The organism is Brevundimonas sp. UBA2416 (assembly GCF_002343105.1).
GTDB lineage: Bacteria > Pseudomonadota > Alphaproteobacteria > Caulobacterales > Caulobacteraceae > Brevundimonas.
Map to the genome: position 1 here is coordinate 25156 of NZ_DDRM01000029.1, position 22752 is coordinate 47907.

Consider the following 22752-nt stretch of genomic DNA (forward strand, 5'->3'; position numbering starts at 1 on the left):
AACTGCTCGCCGTCGTTCAACTGGAAGGCCAAGCTGGACGACGCCACCATCGCCAAATTCCAGCGCGAGCTGGGGGCCATGGGCTACAAATTCCAGTTCGTGACCCTGGCGGGCTTCCACAGCCTGAACAACGCCATGTTCGAACTGGCCGACGGCTACCGCGACCGCGGCATGGCCGCCTATTCCGAGCTGCAGCAGCGCGAGTTCGCCAATGAGGCCGCCGGCTACACCGCCACCCGCCACCAGCGCGAGGTCGGCACCGGCTATTTCGACCAGGTCGCCACCGTCATATCGAACGGCCAGTCCTCGACAACGGCCCTGAAGGATTCCACCGAGACCGCCCAGTTCGTGGCGGCCGAGTAAGGAGAGAGACCATGCAGTCCCTGAACAGCCCCACGGCCATCATCGACTTCTGCCTCGCCCCGCTGAACCTGGACACGGGAACCGAGGCCGAGCGGGAGGTGCGGCGCCGCCTCGAGCACGTCATCAAGACCTTCCGCGCCAAGGCGGCCCAGCCGGTCAGCGTCGACTTCTCGCGGATGCCCTCGCAGGTCATCAACGAGGCCGCGCACGGCTATGAATAGGAAGGCTGCCTAGGCGGCGAGCGTCGCCGCTGCCGCATGGGGCATGGTCGCCACCAGATCTAGCAGTTCGGCGGCGTCGAACGGCTTGGCCAGGTGACGATCGGCCCCGGCGGCCTCTGCCGAGGCGATATGTTCGGCCAGGGCGTTGGCGGTGAGCATGACGATGGGCGTCCGCCCCAGCCCCATGGCCGCCTCGTTCAGCCGGATCTCGCGGGTCGCGGTCAGGCCGTCCATCACCGGCATCTGCATGTCCATCAGCACGATGTCGAAGTCGCCGTCGCGGCAGGCCTGAACCGCCTCGGCGCCGTTCTCGACCGAGGTCAAGTCGACGTTCGCCTGGGCCAGGATCATCTCGACGACCTTGCGGTTCACCGGATGGTCGTCGGCCAGCAGCACGCGGATGGTGGCCGGCTCTTCGCCCGTCGCCTGGGCGACGACGCCGGGCGCGGCTGCCGGCGCTTCGGCGGCGTTGAACGGGATGGTCAGGATAAAGGCCGAGCCGCCGCCCGGTTCGCTCTCGCAGTCGAGATCGCCCCCCATCATCTCGGCCAGCTGACGCGAGATGGCGAGGCCCAGTCCGGAGCCTCCGAAGCGACGCGTAATCGCGCCGTCGGCCTGTTCGAACCGGCTGAACAGGCGCTCGCGGGTGTCGCTGTCGAAGCCGATGCCCGTGTCCTCGATCGAGAAGCGCAGGGTCGGCGAACCGGCTCGCTCCGGTCCGGGCGCGGCGGTCAGGCTGACGAAGCCCGTTCCGGTGAACTTGACCGCATTGGACACGAGGTTGGTCAGGATCTGTTTGACGCGAACCACGTCGCCGGTGATCCAGCGGTCTGCTTCGGGCGCGACCTCGACGAAGAACTGCAGGCCCTTGGCCTCGGCCGAGGTCTCATAGAGCTGGGCGGCCTCGCGGACGGCGCGGCCGAGATGGAAGACGTCGCTGGCCAGTTCGAGGCGGCCGGATTCGACGCGCGCGAGGTCGAGGATGTCGCTGAGCAGCACCTGAAGCGTCTGGCCGGAGGAGTGGATCAGTTCCAGCATCTCTTCCTGCTGGGCCGACAGGGGGGTCTTTGCCAGGGCCTGGGCCACGCCGATCACCCCGTTGAGGGGCGTACGGATTTCGTGGCTCATATTGGCGAGGAACTGGCTCTTGGCGCTGCTGGCCGACTCGGCGACATCGCGCGCTTCGGCGAGGGCGCGGGCGTCGTTCTTCAGGTCGGTGATGTCCGTGCAGACGGTGACAATCCCACCGGCCGCCGTGCGACGGTCGGAGCCTCGGATCCAGCGGCCGTCAGCCAGCTGCTGCTCCCTTGTGGTGGTCAGGGCCTGGCGCGACTCGATCCGGTCCTGGAACCATTCGGCCTGCCGCCCGCGTGCGTCGGAATAGATATCCTGCGCCAGGCCGAGCTCGATGATCTCGCGGAAGGTGACACCGACCCTGAGCGCCGGGGATAGTTCCGGTACCAGCTCCTCATAGCGTTGGTTCCACAGCACCAGCCGATCTTCGGCGTCATAATAGGCCATTCCGTCCGGCATGGCGTCCATCGCCTCACGGAGCCGCCTCAGGGCGCCGGACTGGGAGGCCCAGCTCATCCACCCGACAAAGGCGGTGACGCCAACGATGGCGGCGACCATGGCGACGATGACCCCCGTCATGACGACGCCGGAGACGGTCAGGGCTGTGTCGACCTGTACCCGGGGCGTGACCACGATCCCGCTCATCGCCGTGAAATGCAGGAAGGCTATTGCCAGCGCCCCACCGGAGGCCGTCAGCACTCTGCGCAGGAGCCCCGGGCCGTAGATGAGACCGCCGCACACCATGGCAATGGTCAGGGCGCCGCCGATCGCCAGGGCGGCCAGACCCGGCTGCCAGCCGATACTGCCAGCCAGCCGCAGTCCGGCGATGCCGGCGAAATGCATGCCCGAGACACCGGCAAGGGCGACAAGCGCCGCGAGGCCGCGGTAGAGGCGGTTCGGGCGCACCATCACGATTCCGGCGGCCAGGCCGAAGCTGCCGAGCGCCAGGACGAACGACCCGACGGTCGGCCAGACGGCGTAGCGGATCTCATGACCGGGCTGGTAGCCGTGAAGGGCCACGAAATGGGTGGTGAATACAGCCAGGCCCGAAATGAAGGCGGCCAGCATGGTCGTGTTTCGTCGCCGGGTTCCGGTCTGTTCACGGGCGACGCCGAGCAACTGCATGGCGGTCGACAAGCCGAGGACGCAGATCAGGGCTGCCGCCAGCAGCCAGCGGGGGTCGTGCTCGGTCGTGATGGAAAACAGGATGTGGTCCAAAACGCCCCCCTTCGACCGCCATTCTCGGGCCAAGGGGTGAAGAAACCGTGGGCAACGGCCAAGCTATTGGTCAGGCGGCGACGACGACCTCGAAGACGCGGCCCATGACCTTGACCGGGTTGATCTGGTGATCACCGCGCCGCACCTCGAAATGCAGGTGGGGACCGGTGGAACGGCCCGTCGATCCGACCAGACCGATCCGCGCGCCGGCCTCGACCGGGTCGCCGGATGCCACGTCCAGACGGCTGAGGTGGCCGTACAGGGTCGTCATGCCATTCGGATGGCGGATCTCGACGAAGCGCCCGTAGCCGGCCGGCTCATACCCCGTGCGCAGGACGGTGCCCTCGGCGGCGACGAAGACGCCGGTGCCGTGCGGCGCCGCGATATCGACGCCCCCATGGTTGCGGGCGGCCTGACCCGGCAGGCGACGCAGGCCGAACGGCGAGTTGATCTCATAATCCCGAACGGGGGTCTCGAAGGCGATCAGCCGGGTGACCGGACCCGCCGGTTCCGCCACGGCGGTCATCGGCGGGGCTTCCGGCACGGCGAGAGCTTCGGTCGGGGCAGGGTCAGGGGAGGCGGTCAGGGGCGCGGCCGCCATGGCCAGCACGGCGACGCCGGCCAGGCTGGCGGCCTGGCCTGAATGGATGAGGAACGACCGGGCGGTCGGCAACAGGCGTCGCATGGCGGCGTCAGCTCCGTCTTCGGCTCAATATGAGCGGGAGGGGGCGCCGGCGGCCGCAAGGAGCGACACACTGCGGCCAGCGACCGGAAGAGCGCCGTTCTAAGACTCCGTGGGGCGACTTTGGGGCGGCCAGGGGCGGCAGGTCGTCGCAGGCCGGGAACGAAAAAGGCGCGCGACCCGAAAGCCGCGCGCCCTGGTTCGATAGTGGCGTAAGCCCCTACTGCAGCGGCAGGCTGAAGGTGAGGGCGCCCACATGGCTGTCGGCGGTGTCGCCGAAGCGGCCGCGGTAGCCGAAGGTCATCTTCACCGGCCCCATGTCGGCCTCGATGCCGGCCGAGGCGATCAGGGAACCGCCGAACGGGTCGTCGATCTGGCGGGCCAGGATCTGGGCCGGGTTGGCGGCGATGCCCGTGCGGACGGCGTCGCTGCTGTCGCCGAAATTGTCGCGATAGCCGCCTTCGACGAAGAAGCTCATGCCTTCGCCGCCGCCTTCGGCCCGCAGGGTGAACTCGCCGCTGGCGGCCTGGACCGTGCGGTCCTGGTAGCTGTACTGGGCCGCCGGACCCTCTTCGATGTAGCCGTTGACGTCGGTCGAGACCCAGTTGACCGCGACGCGGGGCGACAGGCCGATGCCGCCCATGTCCATCCAGAAGCCGCCCTGGACGCGGGCGCCGATGCTGCCGCCGGTCGTTTCACCGGTATGGATGATCGGAGCCAGCGAGGTCACGCGGGTGATGTCGTCATAGTGGTCGACCGAGCCGCCAACCGTGGCGTTGACGAAGGTACCGCCCGAGCGCCAGCCGCCGTAAAGGTCGAAGGCCCAGGTCTCGACATCGAAGGCCATGGCTCCGGCCTCGACCTCAGCGGTGCGGTAGGTCCCGGCGAAGCCCATGCGGGCGTTCGGAGACATGACGTGGTCCAGCCCGACCCGTCCGCCCCAGCCGGTCGCGTCCGAGGCCGCCACGGAGCCGCGCGCGTCCGTCTCGACGCTGTCGGCGATGGCCCCGAAGGTCAGGTGGGTGCCCGCCTGCCAGTCGGCGCGGCCCGACATGCCCTCGCTGGCGAGGTCGAGCAGATCCTCGCGCTGACGGAAGGCAGTTTCGGCCTGGACCGTCGATTGGGCGCCGATGTCGCCATAGTAGAGGTAGTCATTGGCCAGTCGGGCGATCAGCTGGTGGCCGGCGGCGGTCGGGTGCACGCCATCCCAGAACAGATAGGTGTTGGGCGTTGCGCAGACCGTGATCCCGTTGAAACAGGCATCGGTCACATTGGTCAGGCCGAAGGCTCCCGGGTTTGCCGTCAGCGCCGCACCGACCTTGTAGATGTCGAACAGGATGATGTTGGTGCCCGGGCGGGCGGCTGCGGTGGTCATCAAACCGGCGAGCAGGGCGCTGTTGAACGAGGTGCCGGCGAACTCCGCCAGAGGGGCCGCGACGGTGCCGCGGAACTGCGGCGCGTTCCCGAGGCTGGGAATGTTGCCGACGAGGATCGTCCCGGCGCCCGCGGCTGCGATGCTGTTGACGAGGAAATTCATATCCGCCGCCGCCGCCGAGACAACGGGAGCGATGGCGCCGGTCGGATTCGGCGAGGCGCCGGCGGCCGGCAGGCCCTGGAAGATGTTGTTGGCGCCGCCAAGAATGCTGACGAGATCGGTGGAACGGAAGGTGCCGCCCGCGCCCGTATAGGCCAAGAGCTGGTTGCGCATGCCGGGAGGGAAGGCCGAGCTGTCGGTGCGGGCGCCACCGTAGGCGTAGTTGATGCTGCCGGTCACGGAAGCGCCGGCCGCCGAGCGACCGGCGTTAAAGCCGAGCAGTTCCGTGAAGGCCGGGCCGTTCGAGAACCGGCCCTGGAAGTAGGGTGGCGAAGTCGGGCTGGCGCCGCCGGTCGCGGCAAACAGGTTGCCGTTGTCGCTGAGGCTGTCGCCAAACACGACCAGGCGGCTGTAGGTCTGGGCGCTGGCGGCGGACGCAAACGCGCCGGCGGCGGCCATGGTCAGCGCGGCGAGCGCCGCGTTGCGCAGGAAACGAGACATCGATGATCCTCCCTCGGCCGTCATCATGCGACCGTTGCGGGCCACTCTGCGCGCCTTTCGCGCGGGCGCAAGATGCCGCCGGGGAAGGTTTCTAGTGCAACATCCGGAACCGCAGCGTTCCGGCCACACTGCGCAGGCTCTGCAAGGCCTCCGGATCGTAGTCGCGATCGACGTCGGTGATGACATAACCGGTGCGTTCGTCGGTCTTCAGATGCTGGCCGAGGATGTTCAGGCCCGCGGCGGCGAGGGCGCGGTTCAGCTCGGCCAGCACCCCCGGCTGGTTGCGGTGGATGTGCAGGATGCGGTGGGCCCCGTCGACCTCGGCCAGCTGCACATTGGGCAGGTTGACGCAGAAGGTGGTGTCGCCGCGGTTGAGGTAGGCCAGCAGCCGTTCGGCGGCGAAGGCGCCGATGGCCTCCTGGGCCTCTTCGGTCGAGCCGCCGATGTGCGGCGTCAGGATGACGTTCTTCAGGCCGCGCAGGGGGCTGTCGAAGGGGTCGGCGTTGGTGGCGGGTTCGTCGGGGAAGACGTCGAGCGCGGCGCCGCCGATCCGGCCCGAGCCGAGCGCCTGGGCCAGGGCGCCCACATCGACGACATGGCCGCGTGAGAGATTGAGCAGCAGGGCGCCGGCCTTCATGCGCGACAGCCGGGCGGCGTCGATCAGGGCGGTGTTGTCGGTGCGGCCATCGACATGCAGGCTGACCACATCGCTCTCGGCCAGCAGGGCGTCCAGCGAGGCCATGCGGCGGGCGTTGCCGAGCGCCAGCCGCTCGGTCAGATCGTGGAAGATCACCCGCATGCCGAGGCCCTCCGCCAGCACCGACAGCTGCGAGCCGATGGCGCCGTAGCCGACGATGCCCAGGGTCTTGCCGCGCAGCTCGCGGGAGCCGGTCGCGGACTTGTTCCAGACGCCCTGGTGCATGGCGGCGGACTTGTCGGCGACGTCGCGCAGCAGGGCGATCGTCAGGCCGACGGCCAGTTCGACCACCGAACGGGTGTTGGAATAGGGGGCGTTGAAGACGGCCACACCCTTGGCGGCCGCCGCGTCCAGGTCGATCTGGTTGGTCCCGATGCAGAAGGCGGCGACGGCCATCAGCCGGTCGGCGGCTTCGAGCACGCGGGCGCTGACCTGGGTCTTGGAGCGGACGCCCAGCACATGGACGCCCCGGACGGCCTCGATCAGGGCATCCTCGTCGAGCGCGCCCTTCAGCGACTCGACCGTATAGCCGGCCTCCTCCAGCCGCTCGACGGCGGCGGGGTGGATGTTCTCCAGCAGCAGGATGCGGATGCGGGCGCGGGGGTAGGACCAGCGGCCGGCCAGACCCTCGGCGTGCAGGAACTCGTCCATCGAGGGCGCCTCGGCATCGGCGGCGGCGACGACCCGCTCGCGGCGGACGATCTCTGTGAAGGCGTGGAAGCGGTCGGCGGCGCCGGCGAGCTTGACCTCGGCGTCGGTCCAGCCGTCGCCGACCATGACCACGGGGCCGGGCAGGCCCAGCGCCCGAATGACGGCGGGCTTGCCGCCCGCCTCGGACAGGGGATTGGCCGCGTCGACGCCGGCCACCCGGCCCTCTGCATCATAGTGCAGGTCGTTGCACAGCACCCGATCCGGCGGGATGTGCAGATGGGCGGCGAGGGGGGCGATGATCTCGCGGAAGCCGCCCGACAGGATGACGATCCTTCCCGCGTTCTCGCGGAAGAAGCGCAGGTTGCGACGGACCGAGGGCGTGCCCTCCTCGAGGATACGGCCGGCCAGTTCGGCGACATGGTCGCGGGTCAGGGGCAGCAGGGCGAGGCGGCGGCGCAGGGCCTCGCCGAACGGCAGGTCTCCGGCCATGGCCTGATCGGTCAGGGCCGAGACCTCGGCGCGGATGGCGTTGGCGTTCGGGGCGCCGGCCAGGGCAAGGTCGGCCAACGCCTCCAGCGTCTCGATACGCACAAGCGTCGAGTCGAAGTCGAAGACATAGGTGGTCGGCTCGGCCATTCAGAGACCTTGGCCGACCTTCGCACCTGCAGCAATGGGAGAGTGGCCCGGCCCTAGAACTTGCCGAGGCTGCGGAGGCGGCTGTCGGGGCGGCGGACGTCCAGGGCGGCGGCGCCGATGGCGGCGGCGATGGTCGCGAGGGCCAGAAGCGCGCCGCCTTCCTTCGCATGATCCCGCGCATATTCACCCGCGTCATGGGCGTAGCGCCGCGCAGTCTTGCCGTGTTTTTTCAGCACCTTGCGTGAGGAATGTCGCGCGCCATGGACGAGGCGTTCGCCGCGATGCCGGGCGTCGTCGCCCAGATCGGAGGCGCGTTCGCCGGCTTCAGCAAGGCTGTGACGCACCGTCTCGGCCAGGCCGCCGAAACGATCGCGCAGGGCGTCTGTATCAATCCAGCCGCGCGGGTCGATCCGCCCACGCAGGCGCTCATACCGGGTCGGGCCGCTGCGCTGGTTCAGCAGCAGGGCGGCGATGCCGACACCGGCGAGCACGGCGAGGACGCCGCTGGCGATGCCGGGATGTTTGCGGACTTCAGCGAGGGCGGAAAACTGGCGGACCATTGGATAGTGAACCTCTTCTTCGAGACCGTCTTCGCTCGGGTCATACAGCCCGTCGTCGTACGGCTCCCAGGCGGAACCCCTGTCCCGCATCAGGGAAGGAGCGAACCGGGCGAAGAGTGGTTCCGCCAGACCGGGCAGGACGGAGTAGAAGCTGGCGATTAACCGTCCCCCGCCGCCGACGGTGATCTCGCGGATCGGATGGCTGGCGCAGTACAGGATGGTGTCGGCCACGACGTGGGTCGCATAGACCGGCTGGGGGTTCTGGGTCGCATAGCCGGTCAGGTTGCGCGCGTGTTTGCTGTAGGGGCTGTCGACGGCCGCCGGCTTGACCAGGCTGACGGTGATCGGGGCCTGTTCGCGCATCAGCTCCATGCGCAGGGCGTTGGTGAAGCCCTTCACCGCGTGCTTCGAGGCCGAATAGACGCCCTGGATCGGCAGGGGCGCGTCGGACAGGATGGAGCCGACATTGACGATGGCCCCGCCGCCGTAGCGTTTGCGCAGATGTTCGGCCGCCACCAGCGAGCCGTTGACCACGCCCCAGTAGTTGGTCTCGAACAGCCGTCGCTGGTCATCCAGGCTGGTCACCCTGATGGCGCCGTAGATCGAGACGCCGGCATTGTTGACCCAGGTGTCGAACCCGCCGAACAGGCGCACGCATTTTTCCGCCGCCTCGGACAGGGCCGCATGGTCGGCTACGTCGGCGACGGCCCAGGCCGCGCGGGCGCCCGTGGCCTGGAGTTCCTCGGTGAGGGCCTTCAGGTCGCCTTCGCCGCGCGCGATCAGGAAGACGCAGGCCCCCGCCCGCGCCGCCCGACGCGCCGTCGCCAGGCCGATGCCGGAGGTGGCGCCGGTGATGACGATGGACTGTTCGTTCAAGGGCTTGAGCGTCGCTTTGGTCATGAAACCGCCGGGTCGGTGTGTTCGTATCGGGCTGCTGGAACGGGGCCGAGACCCCGCCGGTTCCTGCTGTAGCACGCAGGCCTTACCATTCGCGATACGGACGCCTATCTGACGGCGCTTCCGACCCATCGCCGTTTTCCAAGGACCGCCCGTGACCGATCACGCGCCCGACCCCGCCGCCGCCCCGTCCGACGACCTGGCCGCCGCCTTCCAGATCGAGGGCTGGCCCGTGCGCGGCCGCATCGTCCGGCTGGGCCAGACGATCGACGCCATCCTGTCGGCCCACGATTATCCCGAGCCGGTCGCGGCCCTGCTGGGCGAGGCCTGTGCGCTGGCGGCGCTTGTGGGCTCCAGTCTGAAGTTCGAGGGCCGGCTGATCGTCCAGGCCCAGGGCGACGGGCCGGTGCGCTATGTCGTCGCCGACTATGACACCAACGGTCAGATGCGCGGCTATTGCCGGTTCGACGAGGAGGCCGTCGCGGCCGCCTCGCAGGGCTTCGCCCGCCCCGGAGCCCGGACGCTGCTGGGGCAGGGCGTCTTTGTCATGACCCTGGACCGCGGCGAGGATTTCGAACGCACCCAGGGCATCACCCCGATCGAGGGCGAGAGCCTGTCGCTGGCGGCCGAACACTATTTCCAGCAGTCCGAACAGATCCCGACCCGGGTTCGGCTGGCCGTCGGATCGGTGGTCACGGACGAGGGTGTCGGCTGGCGCGCCGGCGGGGCGCTGATCCAGCTGATCGCCGGCGACGCGGCGCGCGGCTCGACCGAGGAGGCCTGGGACCGCTCGCGGGCCCTGTTCCACACCCTGGCGGACGACGAGCTGCTGGACCCGACCATCACGCCCGAGACGCTGCTGTTCCGCCTGTTCCACGAGGACGGGGTGCGGCTGGAGGACGCCCGCTCCCTGGTGGCCCAATGCCGCTGTTCGCGCGCGCGGATAGCCAGCGTGCTGACCTCGTTCGATCCCGCCGAGCAGGCGGACATGGTCGAGGCAGACGGCAAGATCCGCGTCACATGCGAATACTGCGCGACGGTCTATGAGCTGGAGCCGGAGGAGATCGTGGCGGGCTGACGGTCGACGCTTTCTCGCCTCATTGCGAACATGAATGCGCCACAACGCGGCGTCCCCGACGGCGTTCATCGAACGCGGGTTACTTCTCACTTCGGGCCATTCAGGACCCAAGAGGAGCAACTGCCATGAAGACCCTTTCCATCGGCGCCGTCTGCGCCTTCGCCACCGTTCTGTCCGCCGGTACCGCCGCTGCCCAGGAACGCCTTTCGATCAACATTGACCCGCTGCCGTCGAGCCGCCTGCCGGCCGGGGTTGCCCCGCGCACGCTTCCGGGGCTGCCGACGGTCTGCCGCGTCGATCCGGCTGTCGCCAGCGTCACCCTGACCAAGGGCAGCCGCCCCGGCCAGGTCAGCGTCAGCTATGAGATCGTCAACCGGGGCCGCAGCGCCTGGGCCTCGGGGGCCCGTCAGCAGAGCGTCAGCCTTCAGGCCCGCAATGCCAACACCGGCCGGGTTTATCGCAGCAACCGGGCCCTGCCGGTCAGCGCCGGGGCGGGCGCATCGATGCTTAGCTTCAGCTCGCCCCAGATCAGCAACGCCTTCGATGATTTCGAGTTCGGCGGCGATGTCGAGGTCGCGATCGCCTACGATCCGGACATCTATATCGACGGCAACAGCTGCAACGATGACACCAGCTCGGCCAACAATCAGTTCCGCGTCGAGAACGCTGACGTCATGGCCTTCCTGCGGGGCTCGGCGACCAGCCGCACCTTCCGCTGAAGCATCTGTATCGAGCGTCCATGCCGCCTCTCCGGGTCAATCCGTGGGAGGCGGATCGCTGTCCGGCGGGCGTCAGTACGCCAGCGCCAGCCCGTCCTTGCGCATCTCCGACGCCGCCCCGTAGGTCCACGGCCCGCGGCCGTTCACCTGACGCACTACATTCTGATAGCCGCCGAAGCCGCCGTTGGGGCCGCCCAGCACCCAGCCCATGGCCGCCAGCTGTGCCTTGCTCGCAGCCGGGACGCCGGTCTCCAGATGCAGGACACCGACGCCCTCGGCCGGATGGCCCGTCGGTTCGGACGAGCCCTCGTGCTGCCAGCGCGGTGCGTCGCCGGCCTCCTGCGGGTCGAGCCCGTAGTCGACCATGTTGATGATGATCTGCGCCTGCCCCTGCGGCTGCATGCCGCCGCCCATGACTCCCATGGCCATCCAAGGCTCGCCGTACTTGCAGGCGAAGCCGGGGATGATGGTGTGGAAGGGCCGTTTGCCCGGCGCATAGACGTTGGGGTGGCCGTCGGCGAGATTGAACAGCTCGCCCCGGTCCTGGAACATGAAGCCGAGGGTCGAGCCGTCCGGGCCGTCCGGGACCAGGCCGGAGCCCATGCCGCGGTAGTTGGACTGGATCCAGCTGACCATCATGCCGTCCCTGTCGGCGACGCTGAAATAGGTGGTGTCCCCCTGCGTCGGGGCGTCGCCGGGGAAGGCGCGGTCCATGACCCGGTCTGGCCGGATCAGGGCGGCGCGTTCGGCGGCATAGGCCTTGGAGTTGAGATACTCGACCGGCGTGCGGCTGAAGCGCTCGTCGGCGAACCATTTCGCCCGGTCCTCGAACGCCAGCCGCTTGGCCTCGGCCTGATGGTGGATCGAGGCGGCGGACTGGAAGCCCATGCCCTTGAGGTCGAACCGCTCGCAGATGTTGAGGATCTGGTTGGTCGACAAACCCTGGGTATTGGGGCCGAGGCCGTAGACGTCGACGCCGCGATAGTCGGTGCGGATCGGCTCGACCCATTCGGTCCGGTGCGGGGCCATGTCGGCGCGGGTCATCCAGCCGCCGATGCGGCGGAAATAGCGTTCGATATGGTCGGCGATGGGGCCTTCATAGAAGGCGTCGCGCCCGCCCTCGGCGATCATCCGGTAGGTGCGGCCCAGGTCGGGGTTGGCGAAGACCTCGCCGACCGCCGGGGTGCGGCCGCCGGGGGCGTAGACCCGCTTGCGGTTGTCATTCTCCTCGATGATCGCGGCGCGGCGATCGAAATTGGCCATGTTGCGCTGCAGGTACCAGGCGATGAGCTGGGGCATGGGCACGCCCTCCTCGCACAGCTCGGCGACCGGCAGCAGGACGTCCGCCCACGGCAGCTTGCCGTAGCGCTGGTGGGCGCTCCACCAGGCATCGACGGTGCCGGGGACATTGACGGTGACTGCGCCATAGGGAGGCAGATAGCCGTCCTCGGCCTTCCTCGAGCGGGCGGTCTCCAGCGACAGGCCGCGGGGGCTGTTGCCCGAGCCGTTGAAGCCGACGACCTTCCGCTGCGCCGGGTCCCACATCAGGCAGAAGGCATCGCCGCCGATGCCGTTGCCCGTCGGTTCGAGGAAGCCGAGGGCGGCGTTGATGGCGATGGCCGCGTCGATGGCCGAGCCGCCGCGCCTCAGGGTGTCGATACCGATCAGGGTGGCGCGCGGATGCGCCGTGGCGGCGGCCCCGTGCTGACCCCAGACGGTCGAGCGGCCGACGAACTGGACCCCGCTGTTGCGGTTGCCGGGGCCGACGCCGGCGAAGGGGTCGGCGGGCGCGGCCTGGCGAGGACGGGCGGCGGCGGGAGAGGGCGCGCCCGCAGCGGTCGCGGCGGTCGCTCCTGCCAGCAGGGCGCCGGCGGGAAGGGTCGAGAGGAAGGTACGGCGACGCATGGGACGGCTCCTGAACGGCTGCGCGGACCGTAACCGGTTGGCGCGCCGTGTGAAGCCATCTTGCGGATCAGGGACGGATGGCCCGGCAGTATGTCTGGTGTGCCCGGAGCGCCTCCGGCTTGAACGCCCGCACCTGACGGAAGAAGGCCTCCTCGGCGGTGGCGTCTGCCTCCTGTTCCGCCTCTGTGGGCCGCCCGGCGGCAGGGCCGGCCGAAGCCATCACAAGGGCCCAGACGAGTGCGTCTTCCGGGAAGGCCGCGGGTTGTGGCTCACCCTCGGGCGGACGCGACGCCATGGCAGAGCCCATGCAGGCGGCGGCCTGCCGGTACCAGACAGTCGGGTCCGGGGCGGGCGTCTGGTCGAGCGCAAGGGCGAGAAGCATCGTCAACATCGGCAACTCTCCGGCAGGTGGCGACTGGCCGCAGCCCGGCCAGTCTATGCCCTTCCGTCCGGGGCCGGGAAGGCCCGGACCCGCCCGCGTCACCTCTTGTCAGGCAAGCCGGACCGACAGATGACACACGCTATGATCCGGCGTATGGTTCGAGCACACGGAGACGTTGCCATGTTGCCGCTTCTGCTGACGCTGCTGTCGGATCCTTCAGCGCCGCCGGCTTCCGTTCCCTTGCTCGACGCAAACATGCCAGTACCTGTCCTCGACGCTCTCGCGGAGGACAACTGCAACGCCAGCAGATTTCAGTGGGTGGCCCGACCAGCCGAGCGGTCCGCCAGCCTGGTGAGCAATCTGATGTATACGCCGGAGGACGGGGTCCGGAGTTATCTGTTGCTCGATCGATCCATTGGCGGCTGTCCCGCGCCCATTTCCTACGCGGTTCCCTACCGGCAGGACGAAGCCGCGCTGCTCCCGGGACCCGGCGGACCTCGCGAACCTGTGGAGCGGGCCTACCCGCCCAGATCGAGCGAATAACCCGCCGAACGCACTGTCCGGATCGGATTGACCGTGCCCTCGACGTTCAGCGCCTTGCGCAGCCGGCCGACGTGGACGTCCACGGTCCGCGCCTCGACATAGACGTCGCTGCCCCAGACGGCGTCGAGCAGCTGTTCGCGGCTGAAGACGCGGCCGGGATGCTGCATCAGGTGGTCCAGCAGCCGGAATTCGGTGGGGCCGAGGTGGATTTCCTGGCCCGAGCGGCGGACGCGGTGGGCGACGCGGTCGATGACGATGTCGCCGTGGTTCAGCCGGTCGTCGGCCAGTCCCGGGCGGATGCGGCGCAGGACGGCGCGGATGCGGGCGATCAGCTCGCTCATCGAGAAGGGCTTGGTCAGATAGTCGTCGGCGCCGGTGTCGAGGCCGCGGATGCGATCGCTTTCCTCGCCCCGCGCCGTCAGCATGATGATCGGCATGTTGCGCGTCTCGGACTTGCCCCGGATGCGGCGGCAGACCTCGATCCCCGACAGCTTGGGCAGCATCCAGTCCAGCAGCACCAGGTCGGGCAGACGCTCCTCGATCTGCAGCATGCCTTCCTCGCCGTCCGAGGCCACGACGACGCGGTAGCCTTCCTTCTCGAGGTTGTAGGACAGGAGGGTCGCCAGGGCGTCCTCGTCTTCCATCACCAGAACATAGGGCTGCACGGGCGTATTCTCCGGTTTCAGACGGGCGACAGCGGTTCGGGGGCGGCTTCGGCGGCGTCGGGGTTCCAGCGCGGGCGTTCGCCCGTGAACTCCTGGCCGGTGATCTCGTAGTAGATGGTCTCGGCGATGTTGGTGGCGTGGTCGCCGATCCGCTCAAGGTTCTTGGCCATGAACAGCAGATGGGTGCCGGCGGTGATCGTGCGCGGGTCGCCCATCATGTAGGTCAGCAACTCGCGGAAGAGGGCGTTGTAGTGCTCGTCGACCTCGTCGTCGGTGTTCCAGACGGCGATGGCGCGGTCGATCTCGGCGGCGGCATAGGCGTCCAGCACGTCGCGCAGGCGCATGGAGACCAGCTTGCCCATCCGCTCGATCGACCGGGTCAGCGGCTGCATGGGCTCGCCCTCGGCGAGGATCAGGCCGCGCTTGGCGATATTCTTGGCCAGGTCGCCGGTGCGCTCCAGATCGACGGCCAGTTTCATGGCGGCCAGGGTGCGGCGCAGGTCGGAGGCGACCGGCTGGCGCAGGGCGATCAGCCGGATGGCCTTGCGCTCGATATCCCTGTGCATCGCGTCCAGTCGGGCGTCGCGCTCCACGACCGCGCGAGCCAGGGCGATATCGCGGCGAGCCACCGAATCGACGGCGTCGGCGACCTGGGCCTCGGCCAGACCGCCCATGCGCGCGACCTCGGCGGTCAGCTGGTTCAGTTCGTCGCCATAGGCCTTGACGGTGTGCTGGGGCATGCGGGCGGTCCTAGCCGAAGCGGCCGGTGATGTAGTCGAGCGTGCGCCGCTCGCGAGGATTGGTGAAGATGTCTTCGGTGTCGCCGGTCTCGACCAGCCGACCCATGTGGAAGAAGGCGGTGCGCTGGCTGACCCTGGCGGCCTGCGCCATGGAGTGGGTGACGATGACGATGCAGTAGCGTTCGCGCAGCTCGTCGATCAGTTCCTCGATCTTGGCCGTCGCGATGGGATCCAGGGCCGAGCAGGGCTCGTCCATGAGGATGACTTCGGGTTCGACGGCGATGGCGCGGGCGATCACCAGCCGCTGCTGCTGGCCGCCGGACAGGCCGGTGCCGGGCGAGTGCAGGCGGTCGGCGACCTCTTCCCACAGACCGGCGCGCTTCAGCGAGGCTTCAACCACGCTGTCCAGTTCGCTCTTCGATGCGGCGAGGCCGTGGATGCGGGGGCCGTAGGCGACGTTCTCATAGATGGTCTTGGGGAAGGGGTTGGGCTTCTGGAACACCATGCCGACGCGGGCGCGCAGCAGGACGGGATCGACGGACTTCGCGTTGATGTCCTCCCCGTCCATGTCGATGCGGCCGGTGACCTTGCAGCCCGGAATGGTGTCGTTCATGCGGTTCATGGTCCGCAGGAAGGTCGACTTGCCGCAACCCGAGGGACCGATCAGGGCGGTGACCGTCTTGTCCGGAATATCGAGCGTGACGTCGTACAGCGCCTGTTTGCCGCTGTAGGAGACCGAGACGTCGCGGGCCGCGATCTTGGTCGGCCCCATCGGCGCGGAGCCGTGCACGACGGGCGGGGCGGCGATCACGGGCGGACCGACAGGCGAGCCGCCGCCTTCGGTTCCGTCCGCCGCGCGAAAGAGATTGAACTTCATTTCAGCTTACCACCGGCGTTCGAAACGCCGGCGCAGGAAGATGGCGGCGGCGTTCATGACGATCATGAAGGCGAGGAGGACGAGGATGGCCGCAGCCGTCCGTTCGTGGAAGGCGCGCTCGGAGGCGTTCTCCCAGATGTAGATCAGCGAAGGCAGGGCGCCCGTCGGCTCGCCGAGCGAGGCGGGGATGCCCGGGATGAAGCTGACCATGCCGATCAGCAGCAGGGGCGCCGTCTCGCCCAGGGCGTGGGCCATGGAGATGATGGCGCCGGTCATCACGCCGGGCATGGCCAGCGGCAGGGTGTGCTGGAACACGGTCTGGGTCTTTGACGCGCCCATGGCCAGGGCGGCCTCGCGGATCGAGGGCGGCACGGCCTTCAGCGAGGAACGGGTGGCGATGATGATGGTCGGAAGGGCCATCAGGGCGAGGACCAGACCGCCGACCAGCGGGCTGGCGCGCGGCAGGTGCATCCAGTTGATGAACAGGGCCAGACCCAGCAGGCCGTAGATGATCGAGGGCACCGCGGCGAGGTTGTTGATATTGACCTCGATCAGGTCGGTCAGCCGGTTTCGCGGGGCGAACTCTTCCAGATACAGGGCCGCGCCGACGCCGAGCGGAATGGCGATGAAGGCGGTGACCAGCAGCATCAGGGCCGAGCCGACGACGGCGCCCAGCACCCCTGCCAGCTCCGGCTCGGTAGAGTCGCCCTTGGTGAACAGGCCGGTGTTGAAATGGGCGGCGACCTGGCCGGAGGCCTGCATCCGGTCCAGCCAGCCGATCTGTTCGTCACTCAGGCGGCGCTGGTCAGCGGGCGTGTCGAGCGAAATCTCGTGCTTGAAATACAGGTCGGCGTCGTCGGACAGAGGGGCCGCGATCGGGACAGTCTGGCCGATCAGGTTGGGATTGTTCTGGATGCGCTCGGCAGCCGCGAATTTGAGTTCGGACGAGAACAGACCGCGCAACTCCGCGGCCTTGGTCCCCTGGGCATCGTCGGCGATGCCCATGCGCGCCAGCTGCTGCTCGGCGACCAGCAACTCGAAATTGGTCCCCTGCGGATAGGCGCGATCGACCCGGGCGGGGTCCATATAGACCGGCACGGTGACAGTGTGGGTGTAGAAGGCCGTGTGGCCCTGTTCGATGATCCGGCCGAGCAGGAGCAGCAGGAAGCCGACCGCGACGCCGATGGCCAGCAGGCCGTACAGCTTGAACCGGCCTTCGCGGGCATAGCGCCGCTTCAGACCCGCCCGCAGCCGGTTGGCGCGCATTTCAGAGGTGACAGGCGTCTCAGTCATACTGCTGCCGGTAGGTCTGGACGATGCGCTGGGCGACGATGTTCAACACCAGTGTGACCAGGAACAGGGTCAGTCCCAGGCCGAAGGCGGACAGGGTCTTGGTGCTGTTGAACTCCTGATCGCCGGTCAGCAGGGTGACGATCTGGACCGTGACGGTGGTGACGGTGTCCAGCGGATTCAGGGTCAGGCGCGCGGCAAGACCCGCCGCCATGGTGACGATCATGGTCTCGCCGATGGCCCGGGACATGGCCAGCAGCATGGCGCCGGCGACGCCGGGCAGGGCAGCGGGCAGGAGGACCCGTTTCACCGTCTCCGACCGGGTCGCGCCCATCGCGTAGGAGCCGTCGCGCAGCGACTGGGGCACGGCGTTGATGATGTCGTCGGACAGCGAGCTGACGAAGGGGATCAGCATGATGCCCATGACCATGCCGGCCACCAGCGCCATCTGGTTCTGCACCACCATCAGATACTGGCCGAGGCCGTCCAGCGGACCGCCGACCAGCAGGGCGCCGATGCCGTTGAAGAATTCCCGGAAGGCCGGGCCCACGGTCAGGGCGGCGAAGAAGCCGTAGACGACGGTCGGAACGCCCGCGAGGATTTCCAGCACCGGCTTGACCGTCGCGCGGAAGACCGGCCCCGCGTACTCCGAGAGGTAGATGGCCGAGAACAGGCCGACCGGCGCGGCGACTGTCATGGCGATGATCATGATCAGGAAGGTGCCCGCGAACAGGGGCAGGGCCCCGAAGGCGCCGGTTGAGCCGACCTGGTCGGCGCGGATCGCGGTCTGGGGGCTCCACTGCGTCCCGAACAGGAACTCAGCAATGGGGACCGAGCTGAAGAAGCGAATGGAATCATAGACCAGCGAAGCGATGATGCCGACGGTGGTCAGCACGGCCACGACCGAACAGGCGAACAGCAGCCCGACGATCCAGCCCTCGACGCGATTGCGGGCCCGCATGCCGGGGCGGATCTGGCTGAAGACGAACAGGGCGCCGAGCAGGGCGGCGAGGGCCGCGCCGACAATGCCGCCGAGATCGAGCATCTGGCCGATCCGCGCAGCGCGCTGGCCCTCGGTAGGCAGAAGCTCGGCGTAGGGCGCCGGCCAGATCTGGACGGCGGGTCGGCCGGCCCCGACGGCGCGGGCGTCGGCGAAGAAGGCCTCGCGGCGGAACGGCTCGAGTTGTTGCACGGCTTCCGGAGCGCCGGAGGCGGTCATCTGCCGCTCAATGTCGGGCGAAAAGACCGAGGCCGCCAACAGCACGACCAGGGCCGGGACGGCGGTCCAGATCAGGGCGTAGGCGCCGTGCTGACCGGGGCGGGAGTGGGGCCGCTCCTTGCCTGGCAGGGTCTTGCCGCGCCGACGCGCCAGCGCCCGGCCGCCGAAATAGGCGGCGACGGCTGCAGCGATCAGGATCGGCAGGAAAAGCCAGGTCATGGACGTCCGGGAGAGCAGAATCGGGCCGCCCGGTCGCCCGGTTCGCCCCGCGGCGATAACTGCCCCGGAATGGTCAGCGGATTACGACGCCCGGATGACAGTTCTGTTACGCAGGGGGCCGCTGCCGAGCCCTGTGTCACGAAGGCGTCACGGCGTCCCGGCGCGGGGCGACCGGGAAGTAGGCGGTGAAGGCCGCGCCGTGTCCCGGCGCGCTCTCGACCGTCAGGCCGCCGCGGTGCCGGTTGACGATGTGTTTGACGATGGCGAGGCCCAGGCCGGTGCCCTGTCGTTCGCCGCTCTTCTGGCCCTCGACGCGATAGAAGCGCTCGGTGAGGCGCGGCAGATGCTCGCGCGCCATCCCCGGCCCGTGGTCGCGCACGGTGACGGCGGCGAATCGCTGGCCGGTCTCGCGGTCCGGGGTGACCAGCGGCAATCGGGTCGCCCCGTCGCCGCGATTCCCGCCCGACCAGGGAGCGGAGGCCTCGTCCAGCGCGATGTCGGGCCGGATCACGATCTCGACCGCGCCGCCGGAGGGCGAATATTTGATGGCGTTGTCGACGAGGTTCTGGACCACCTGCAGGATCTCGTCCCGGTCGCCGTTCACGGGGGCGCTGATGTCGCGGTCTTCCAGCTCGATGACGACGTTGCGTTCTGCCGAAAGCACGCTGACCGCATCAACCACATCGGCGGCGGCGCGGGCGAGGTCGACCCGGCCGGCGGGGGGGATGTGCTCGTTCAGTTCGATCCGACTGAGCGACAGGAGGTCGGAGACAAGCCGGCTCATCCGGTCGGCCTGGGTCGCCATGATGTCGAGGAATTTGTCCCGCGCCTTGGGGTCGTCGCGGGCGTGGCCCTTCAGCGTCTCGATGAAGCCGGACAGGGAGGCCAGCGGCGTCTTCAGTTCGTGGCTGGCGTTGGCCAGGAAGTCGACGCGCATCAGCTCCATGCGGCGCACATCGGTCTCGTCGCGCAGGACGAGGAGGGCCAGAGGGCCTGACTGGGTCAGCTCGAGGGGCTGGGTCACCGCGCGCCAGTGCCGGGTCTGGGCCCCCATGCCCGCATAGTCGGTCGTGCGGGTCAGCCCGCCGAACAGGGCTTCGTCCACCGCCTCAAGCACCGCGGGGTCACGCAACACCGGGACCAGCAACCCGCCCTCGCGCTGGATGCGCAGCAGATCGCGGGCGGCGGCGTTGGCCAGGACGATCCTGCGCCCGGCGATGTCGTCAGCCTCGCCGCCCGACACCACGAGGACCGGGTCAGCCAGGGCCTCGAACAGGTGTTCCAGCAAGGTCGCGTCGGCGCCCTGCGACGTGTCAGATGCGGGCAGGCCGGGCCCCTCGGCCGACGGGGTTCGGGTGGGCGGGGTCCGGTTCAGGAACCAGGCCGAGACGCCGATCAGGGCGGCGGCCCCGATCAGCCAGGGCGCGAGAACCGGATGCCAGGCGGCGAGGCCGACAAGCACCGCGACCGCGATCCCCGTGCTGGCGCCGGCGGTCCACAGGCGTGATCCGGCCTGGGGCGCCACGGGGGATGAGGAGACTTCGTAGGGCATTCACGCTTTCATGGGACGCGCGACTCGTGTCGGCGAACATGACACGGATTTGATGACAACGCGGCATCGGGGCCCCGAGACCGCTTGTCAAACGTCCTTTACACACCTAATCCTGAGCCGAACAGACACGGGCAGGGGAGAGATTATGGCGGCGGCGTTGACGCTCGAAGGGGTGAGCAAACGGTACGGCGACTTCCAGGCCGTGCGCGATCTGAGCTTTCAGGTCGAGAAGGGGACCATCTGCGGTTTCCTGGGGCCGAACGGGGCCGGCAAGACGTCAACCATCCGCATGATCCTGGGCCTGCAGGGCGTGACCTCAGGCCGGATCGGCATCCTCGGGGCCGACGACGGCCGCAAGGTGCGCGACCGCATCGGCTTCCTCCCGGAGGAGCGCGGTCTCTACAAGAAGATGACGCCGGTGGACGCCATCGCCTTCTTCGGCGCCCTGAAGGGGCTGCCGACGGGCGAGGGACGCAAGCGGGCCCGTGAAATGCTGGACGCCCAGGGGCTGGGCGGCTCGAAGAACAAGAAGATGAAGGAGCTGTCCAAGGGGATGGCCCAGAAGGTCCAGCTGATCGCCTCGGTGGTGCACCGGCCGGAGTTCGTGATCCTCGACGAGCCGTTCTCGGGCCTTGACCCGGTGAACCAGCAGGGGCTGGAGGCGGTGATCCGCCAGCTGGCCGCGGACGGGGCGACGGTGCTGTTCTCGACTCATGTGATGCAGCACGCCGAGCGGCTGTGCGACAAGGTCGTGCTGCTGGCGCGCGGGCGAAAGGCCTTCGAGGGCACGGTGACCGAGGCGCGGGCGACCTCGAAGCGGTTCCTCGAGCTGGAAGGCGCCATCGAGGCGTCGCAGGCCGCGGCCCTGCCGGGCGTCAGCGGCGTGGAAGTGGTGTCCGAGCATGACGGCGTGCGGGTGCTCAAGGCGGCGCTGGGACAGGGTGGTCGGGGTCAGGAGGCGCTGAAGGCGGCCTTCCTCGGCGGGCTGGACGTGCGGCGGTTCGAACTGCGCGAGCCGAGCCTGCACGACGCCTTCATCAGCCTGACCGGCGACAATCCCGATATCGACCAGTCGGTGAAAGCCGGCGCGGAGGCCGCCCGATGAAACGCATCCTGCTGATCGCGCGGCGTGAGTACGCCGCCTACGCCCGGACGGTCGGCTTCTGGCTGTCACTGCTGGCGTTGCCGATTTTCGGCGTGCTGGGCGGGGCCCTGCCGGCCCTGATGATGTCGTCCGAACCCGTACGTGACGTCGTCGTGCTTGAGGAAGGGCCGCAGGCCCAGGGGCTGGCGGCCGCCGTCCAGGACGCCGTGAAGTTCGAGGCGGACCGCCGCGCGTCGCGGATGCGCGAGGCCGCCGCCGCGGCCGAGAAGCAGGGCGGCCAGGCCGGCGCTTCTGCCGCCGGACAGGCGCTGAGCCGGCTGGGCGGACTGCGTCTTCAGATCGTGCAGGCGCCGGCGGACCTGACCGCCGCCGCCCCGGGCGAGGCGCGCGAAGCGTTGGCGCGCCGCTATCTGGGCGACGAGGTCGCCGAGGAGCAGCAGCTGGACTCTGTGGTTCTGCTGAACCGGGTCGACGGAAAGCCGACGGCGCGCGTCTGGACCCGCCGGGCCACGGACGACACGGTCGAGGACTTCGTCCGGGAGGCGCTGAAGACCGTCAACCGGCGCGAAATTTTCCTTGAGGCGGGCATCAATCCGGTCGTGGTCGAGGAGACCGAGCGGTTCCGCCCCGACGTGACCGCCCTGTCGCCCAGATCGGCCACGGGGGGCGAGGTGTCGTTCCGCGACCGCCTGCCGGGCATCATCGGCCTGATCTCGGGCTTCCTGCTCTGGTCGCTGATCATCACCGGCGCCTCCATCCTGCTGAACAGCGTGATGGAGGAGAAGGCCAACAAGATCCTTGAGGTCCTGCTGTCCTCGGCCTCGGCGACGGAGATACTGACCGGAAAGGTGCTCGGCGTGGCCATGCTGACCCTGACGGTCCTGCTGGTATGGGGCGGGATCGGCGCCTTCGGCCTGATCGCGGGCCTGCCGCAGTATGCGGGCGTGATCGGTGAAGTCCTGCTGGAAGGCGGCATGCTGGGCTATTTCGCGGCCTACGCCGTCGGCGGATACCTGATGTACGCGGTTCTGTTCGCGGCCATCGGCGCCTTCTGCGAGACCCCGCGCGACGCCCAGACCCTCATGGGGCCCATCATGATGATTCTGGTCGTGCCGCTGCTGGTCATGCAGATGGCGCTGCGCACACCCGATGCGCCGGTGGTGCAGATCCTGTCCTGGGTGCCGTTCTTCACGCCCTTCCTGATGAGCGCCCGGGCGCCCTCCGAGCCGCCCATGTTCGAGGTCGTGGGCACCATGGCGGGCATGTTCGCCTTCGCCCTGTTCATGGTCTGGGTCGCCGGCCGGGCCTTCCGGGCGGGGGCGCTGTCCGATGTGAAGCTGAGCTGGAAGAGCTTCGCCGGGGCGATCCGGGGCGGGGGGAAGTAGGCACGGCCGTCTCCTCCCTGTCGCGAAGCGATGGGGAGG

The 22752-nt window shown here is 68.9% G+C and carries 19 protein-coding genes and 2 pseudogenes; 7 read left to right on the forward strand and 14 right to left on the reverse strand.

All coding sequences use genetic code 11. The features are described from left to right. Together B3E43_RS09415 and B3E43_RS09420 are read left to right on the forward strand one after the other, a co-directional pair. Positions 1-363, forward strand: a pseudogene (locus tag B3E43_RS09415) (isocitrate lyase); the annotation flags it as partial. 11 nt (positions 364-374) lie between these two features. Continuing rightward, a complete protein-coding gene (locus B3E43_RS09420) occupies positions 375-584 on the forward strand; it encodes a hypothetical protein (protein WP_292028808.1) in 210 nt (69 codons plus the stop codon). 9 nt (positions 585-593) lie between these two features. On the opposite strand, the gene B3E43_RS09425 is transcribed toward B3E43_RS09420, so the two are convergent. From B3E43_RS09425 to B3E43_RS09445, 6 genes and pseudogenes are all read right to left on the reverse strand, one after another. After that, a complete protein-coding gene (locus tag B3E43_RS09425) occupies positions 594-2876 on the reverse strand; it encodes an ATP-binding protein (RefSeq protein ID WP_292028810.1) in 2283 nt (760 codons plus the stop codon). Between the two features lie 70 nt (positions 2877-2946). Then, a complete protein-coding gene (locus tag B3E43_RS09430; protein WP_292028812.1) occupies positions 2947-3561 on the reverse strand; it encodes a M23 family metallopeptidase in 615 nt (204 codons plus the stop codon). A 217-nt stretch (positions 3562-3778) separates the two neighbouring features. After that, entirely contained in the window at positions 3779-5593 is a 1815-nt protein-coding gene (locus B3E43_RS09435) for an autotransporter domain-containing protein (RefSeq protein WP_292028813.1), read from the reverse strand. A 91-nt stretch (positions 5594-5684) separates the two neighbouring features. Beyond that, positions 5685-6941 (reverse strand): phosphoglycerate dehydrogenase, encoded by a 1257-nt coding sequence (gene serA / locus B3E43_RS16125; RefSeq protein WP_414631351.1) that lies wholly within the window; start codon positions 6939-6941, stop codon positions 5685-5687. 108 nt (positions 6942-7049) lie between these two features. Next, positions 7050-7577 (reverse strand): annotated as a pseudogene (locus B3E43_RS16130) (HAD-IB family phosphatase); the annotation flags it as partial. 53 nt (positions 7578-7630) lie between these two features. Continuing rightward, positions 7631-9037, reverse strand: coding sequence for an SDR family oxidoreductase (locus B3E43_RS09445; protein ID WP_292028815.1), 1407 nt, complete (start codon positions 9035-9037; stop codon positions 7631-7633). A gap of 151 nt (positions 9038-9188) precedes the next feature. Between B3E43_RS09445 and B3E43_RS09450 the strand changes: the two genes are divergently transcribed. Both B3E43_RS09450 and B3E43_RS09455 read left to right on the forward strand, forming a co-directional pair. Beyond that, complete coding sequence (locus tag B3E43_RS09450) at positions 9189-10112, forward strand: Hsp33 family molecular chaperone (RefSeq protein WP_292028816.1); 924 nt, start codon at positions 9189-9191, stop codon at positions 10110-10112. 125 nt (positions 10113-10237) lie between these two features. Then, on the forward strand, positions 10238-10831 hold the full coding sequence (locus B3E43_RS09455) for a hypothetical protein (protein ID WP_292028817.1): 594 nt from the start codon (positions 10238-10240) through the stop codon (positions 10829-10831). 72 nt (positions 10832-10903) lie between these two features. On the opposite strand, the gene B3E43_RS09460 is transcribed toward B3E43_RS09455, so the two are convergent. Both B3E43_RS09460 and B3E43_RS09465 read right to left on the reverse strand, forming a co-directional pair. Further along, the gene (locus B3E43_RS09460; RefSeq protein ID WP_292028818.1) at positions 10904-12736 is read right to left on the reverse strand and encodes a gamma-glutamyltransferase family protein; all 1833 of its coding nucleotides are present in this window, start codon (positions 12734-12736) and stop codon (positions 10904-10906) included. Positions 12737-12803: 67 nt separating this feature from the next. After that, a complete protein-coding gene (locus tag B3E43_RS09465) occupies positions 12804-13127 on the reverse strand; it encodes a hypothetical protein (protein ID WP_292028819.1) in 324 nt (107 codons plus the stop codon). 171 nt (positions 13128-13298) lie between these two features. Here B3E43_RS09465 and B3E43_RS09470 point away from each other — a divergent pair, with 171 nt between their 5' ends. Then, a complete protein-coding gene (locus tag B3E43_RS09470) occupies positions 13299-13661 on the forward strand; it encodes a hypothetical protein (protein ID WP_292028820.1) in 363 nt (120 codons plus the stop codon). On the opposite strand, the gene phoB is transcribed toward B3E43_RS09470, so the two are convergent. From phoB to B3E43_RS09500, 6 genes are all read right to left on the reverse strand, one after another. Then, positions 13637-14326 carry a phosphate regulon transcriptional regulator PhoB gene (gene phoB / locus B3E43_RS09475; protein WP_292028821.1) on the reverse strand — a complete coding sequence of 230 codons (690 nt, stop codon included), beginning with the start codon at positions 14324-14326 and terminating at the stop codon, positions 13637-13639. The genes B3E43_RS09470 and phoB overlap by 25 nt on opposite strands. A gap of 17 nt (positions 14327-14343) precedes the next feature. Then, positions 14344-15066, reverse strand: coding sequence for a phosphate signaling complex protein PhoU (gene phoU / locus B3E43_RS09480; RefSeq protein ID WP_292028822.1), 723 nt, complete (start codon positions 15064-15066; stop codon positions 14344-14346). Between the two features lie 10 nt (positions 15067-15076). Beyond that, positions 15077-15943, reverse strand: a complete 867-nt coding sequence (gene pstB / locus B3E43_RS09485; RefSeq protein WP_292028823.1) for a phosphate ABC transporter ATP-binding protein PstB — start codon at positions 15941-15943, stop codon at positions 15077-15079. A gap of 6 nt (positions 15944-15949) precedes the next feature. Further along, positions 15950-17236: a phosphate ABC transporter permease PstA gene (pstA, locus tag B3E43_RS09490; protein ID WP_292028824.1), complete on the reverse strand. Its 1287-nt coding sequence runs from the start codon at positions 17234-17236 to the stop codon at positions 15950-15952. Continuing rightward, positions 17229-18671, reverse strand: coding sequence for a phosphate ABC transporter permease subunit PstC (gene pstC / locus B3E43_RS09495; RefSeq protein WP_292028825.1), 1443 nt, complete (start codon positions 18669-18671; stop codon positions 17229-17231). Before pstC ends, pstA begins: the two co-directional genes overlap by 8 nt. A gap of 136 nt (positions 18672-18807) precedes the next feature. Continuing rightward, complete coding sequence (locus B3E43_RS09500) at positions 18808-20223, reverse strand: sensor histidine kinase (RefSeq protein WP_292028826.1); 1416 nt, start codon at positions 20221-20223, stop codon at positions 18808-18810. A gap of 145 nt (positions 20224-20368) precedes the next feature. Between B3E43_RS09500 and B3E43_RS09505 the strand changes: the two genes are divergently transcribed. Together B3E43_RS09505 and B3E43_RS09510 are read left to right on the forward strand one after the other, a co-directional pair. Further along, positions 20369-21328, forward strand: a complete 960-nt coding sequence (locus B3E43_RS09505; protein ID WP_292028827.1) for an ABC transporter ATP-binding protein — start codon at positions 20369-20371, stop codon at positions 21326-21328. Next, complete coding sequence (locus tag B3E43_RS09510; protein WP_292028828.1) at positions 21325-22713, forward strand: ABC transporter permease; 1389 nt, start codon at positions 21325-21327, stop codon at positions 22711-22713. Before B3E43_RS09505 ends, B3E43_RS09510 begins: the two co-directional genes overlap by 4 nt. The last annotated feature ends 39 nt before the right edge of the window (positions 22714-22752 follow it).

Coding starts and splice junctions, on each gene's coding strand:
- B3E43_RS09445 (WP_292028815.1), bottom strand. CDS start 9,037: ATGACCAAAGCGACGCTCAAGCCCTTGAACGAACAGTCCATCGTCATC.
- B3E43_RS09430 (WP_292028812.1), bottom strand. CDS start 3,561: ATGCGACGCCTGTTGCCGACCGCCCGGTCGTTCCTCATCCATTCAGGC.
- pstC (WP_292028825.1), bottom strand. CDS start 18,671: ATGACCTGGCTTTTCCTGCCGATCCTGATCGCTGCAGCCGTCGCCGCC.
- B3E43_RS09500 (WP_292028826.1), bottom strand. CDS start 20,223: ATGCCCTACGAAGTCTCCTCATCCCCCGTGGCGCCCCAGGCCGGATCA.
- B3E43_RS09420 (WP_292028808.1), top strand. CDS start 375: ATGCAGTCCCTGAACAGCCCCACGGCCATCATCGACTTCTGCCTCGCC.
- B3E43_RS09505 (WP_292028827.1), top strand. CDS start 20,369: ATGGCGGCGGCGTTGACGCTCGAAGGGGTGAGCAAACGGTACGGCGAC.
- B3E43_RS09435 (WP_292028813.1), bottom strand. CDS start 5,593: ATGTCTCGTTTCCTGCGCAACGCGGCGCTCGCCGCGCTGACCATGGCC.
- B3E43_RS09465 (WP_292028819.1), bottom strand. CDS start 13,127: ATGTTGACGATGCTTCTCGCCCTTGCGCTCGACCAGACGCCCGCCCCG.
- B3E43_RS09470 (WP_292028820.1), top strand. CDS start 13,299: ATGTTGCCGCTTCTGCTGACGCTGCTGTCGGATCCTTCAGCGCCGCCG.
- B3E43_RS09455 (WP_292028817.1), top strand. CDS start 10,238: ATGAAGACCCTTTCCATCGGCGCCGTCTGCGCCTTCGCCACCGTTCTG.
- B3E43_RS09460 (WP_292028818.1), bottom strand. CDS start 12,736: ATGCGTCGCCGTACCTTCCTCTCGACCCTTCCCGCCGGCGCCCTGCTG.
- B3E43_RS09510 (WP_292028828.1), top strand. CDS start 21,325: ATGAAACGCATCCTGCTGATCGCGCGGCGTGAGTACGCCGCCTACGCC.
- pstA (WP_292028824.1), bottom strand. CDS start 17,236: ATGACTGAGACGCCTGTCACCTCTGAAATGCGCGCCAACCGGCTGCGG.
- pstB (WP_292028823.1), bottom strand. CDS start 15,943: ATGAAGTTCAATCTCTTTCGCGCGGCGGACGGAACCGAAGGCGGCGGC.
- serA (WP_414631351.1), bottom strand. CDS start 6,941: ATGGACGAGTTCCTGCACGCCGAGGGTCTGGCCGGCCGCTGGTCCTAC.
- phoU (WP_292028822.1), bottom strand. CDS start 15,066: ATGCCCCAGCACACCGTCAAGGCCTATGGCGACGAACTGAACCAGCTG.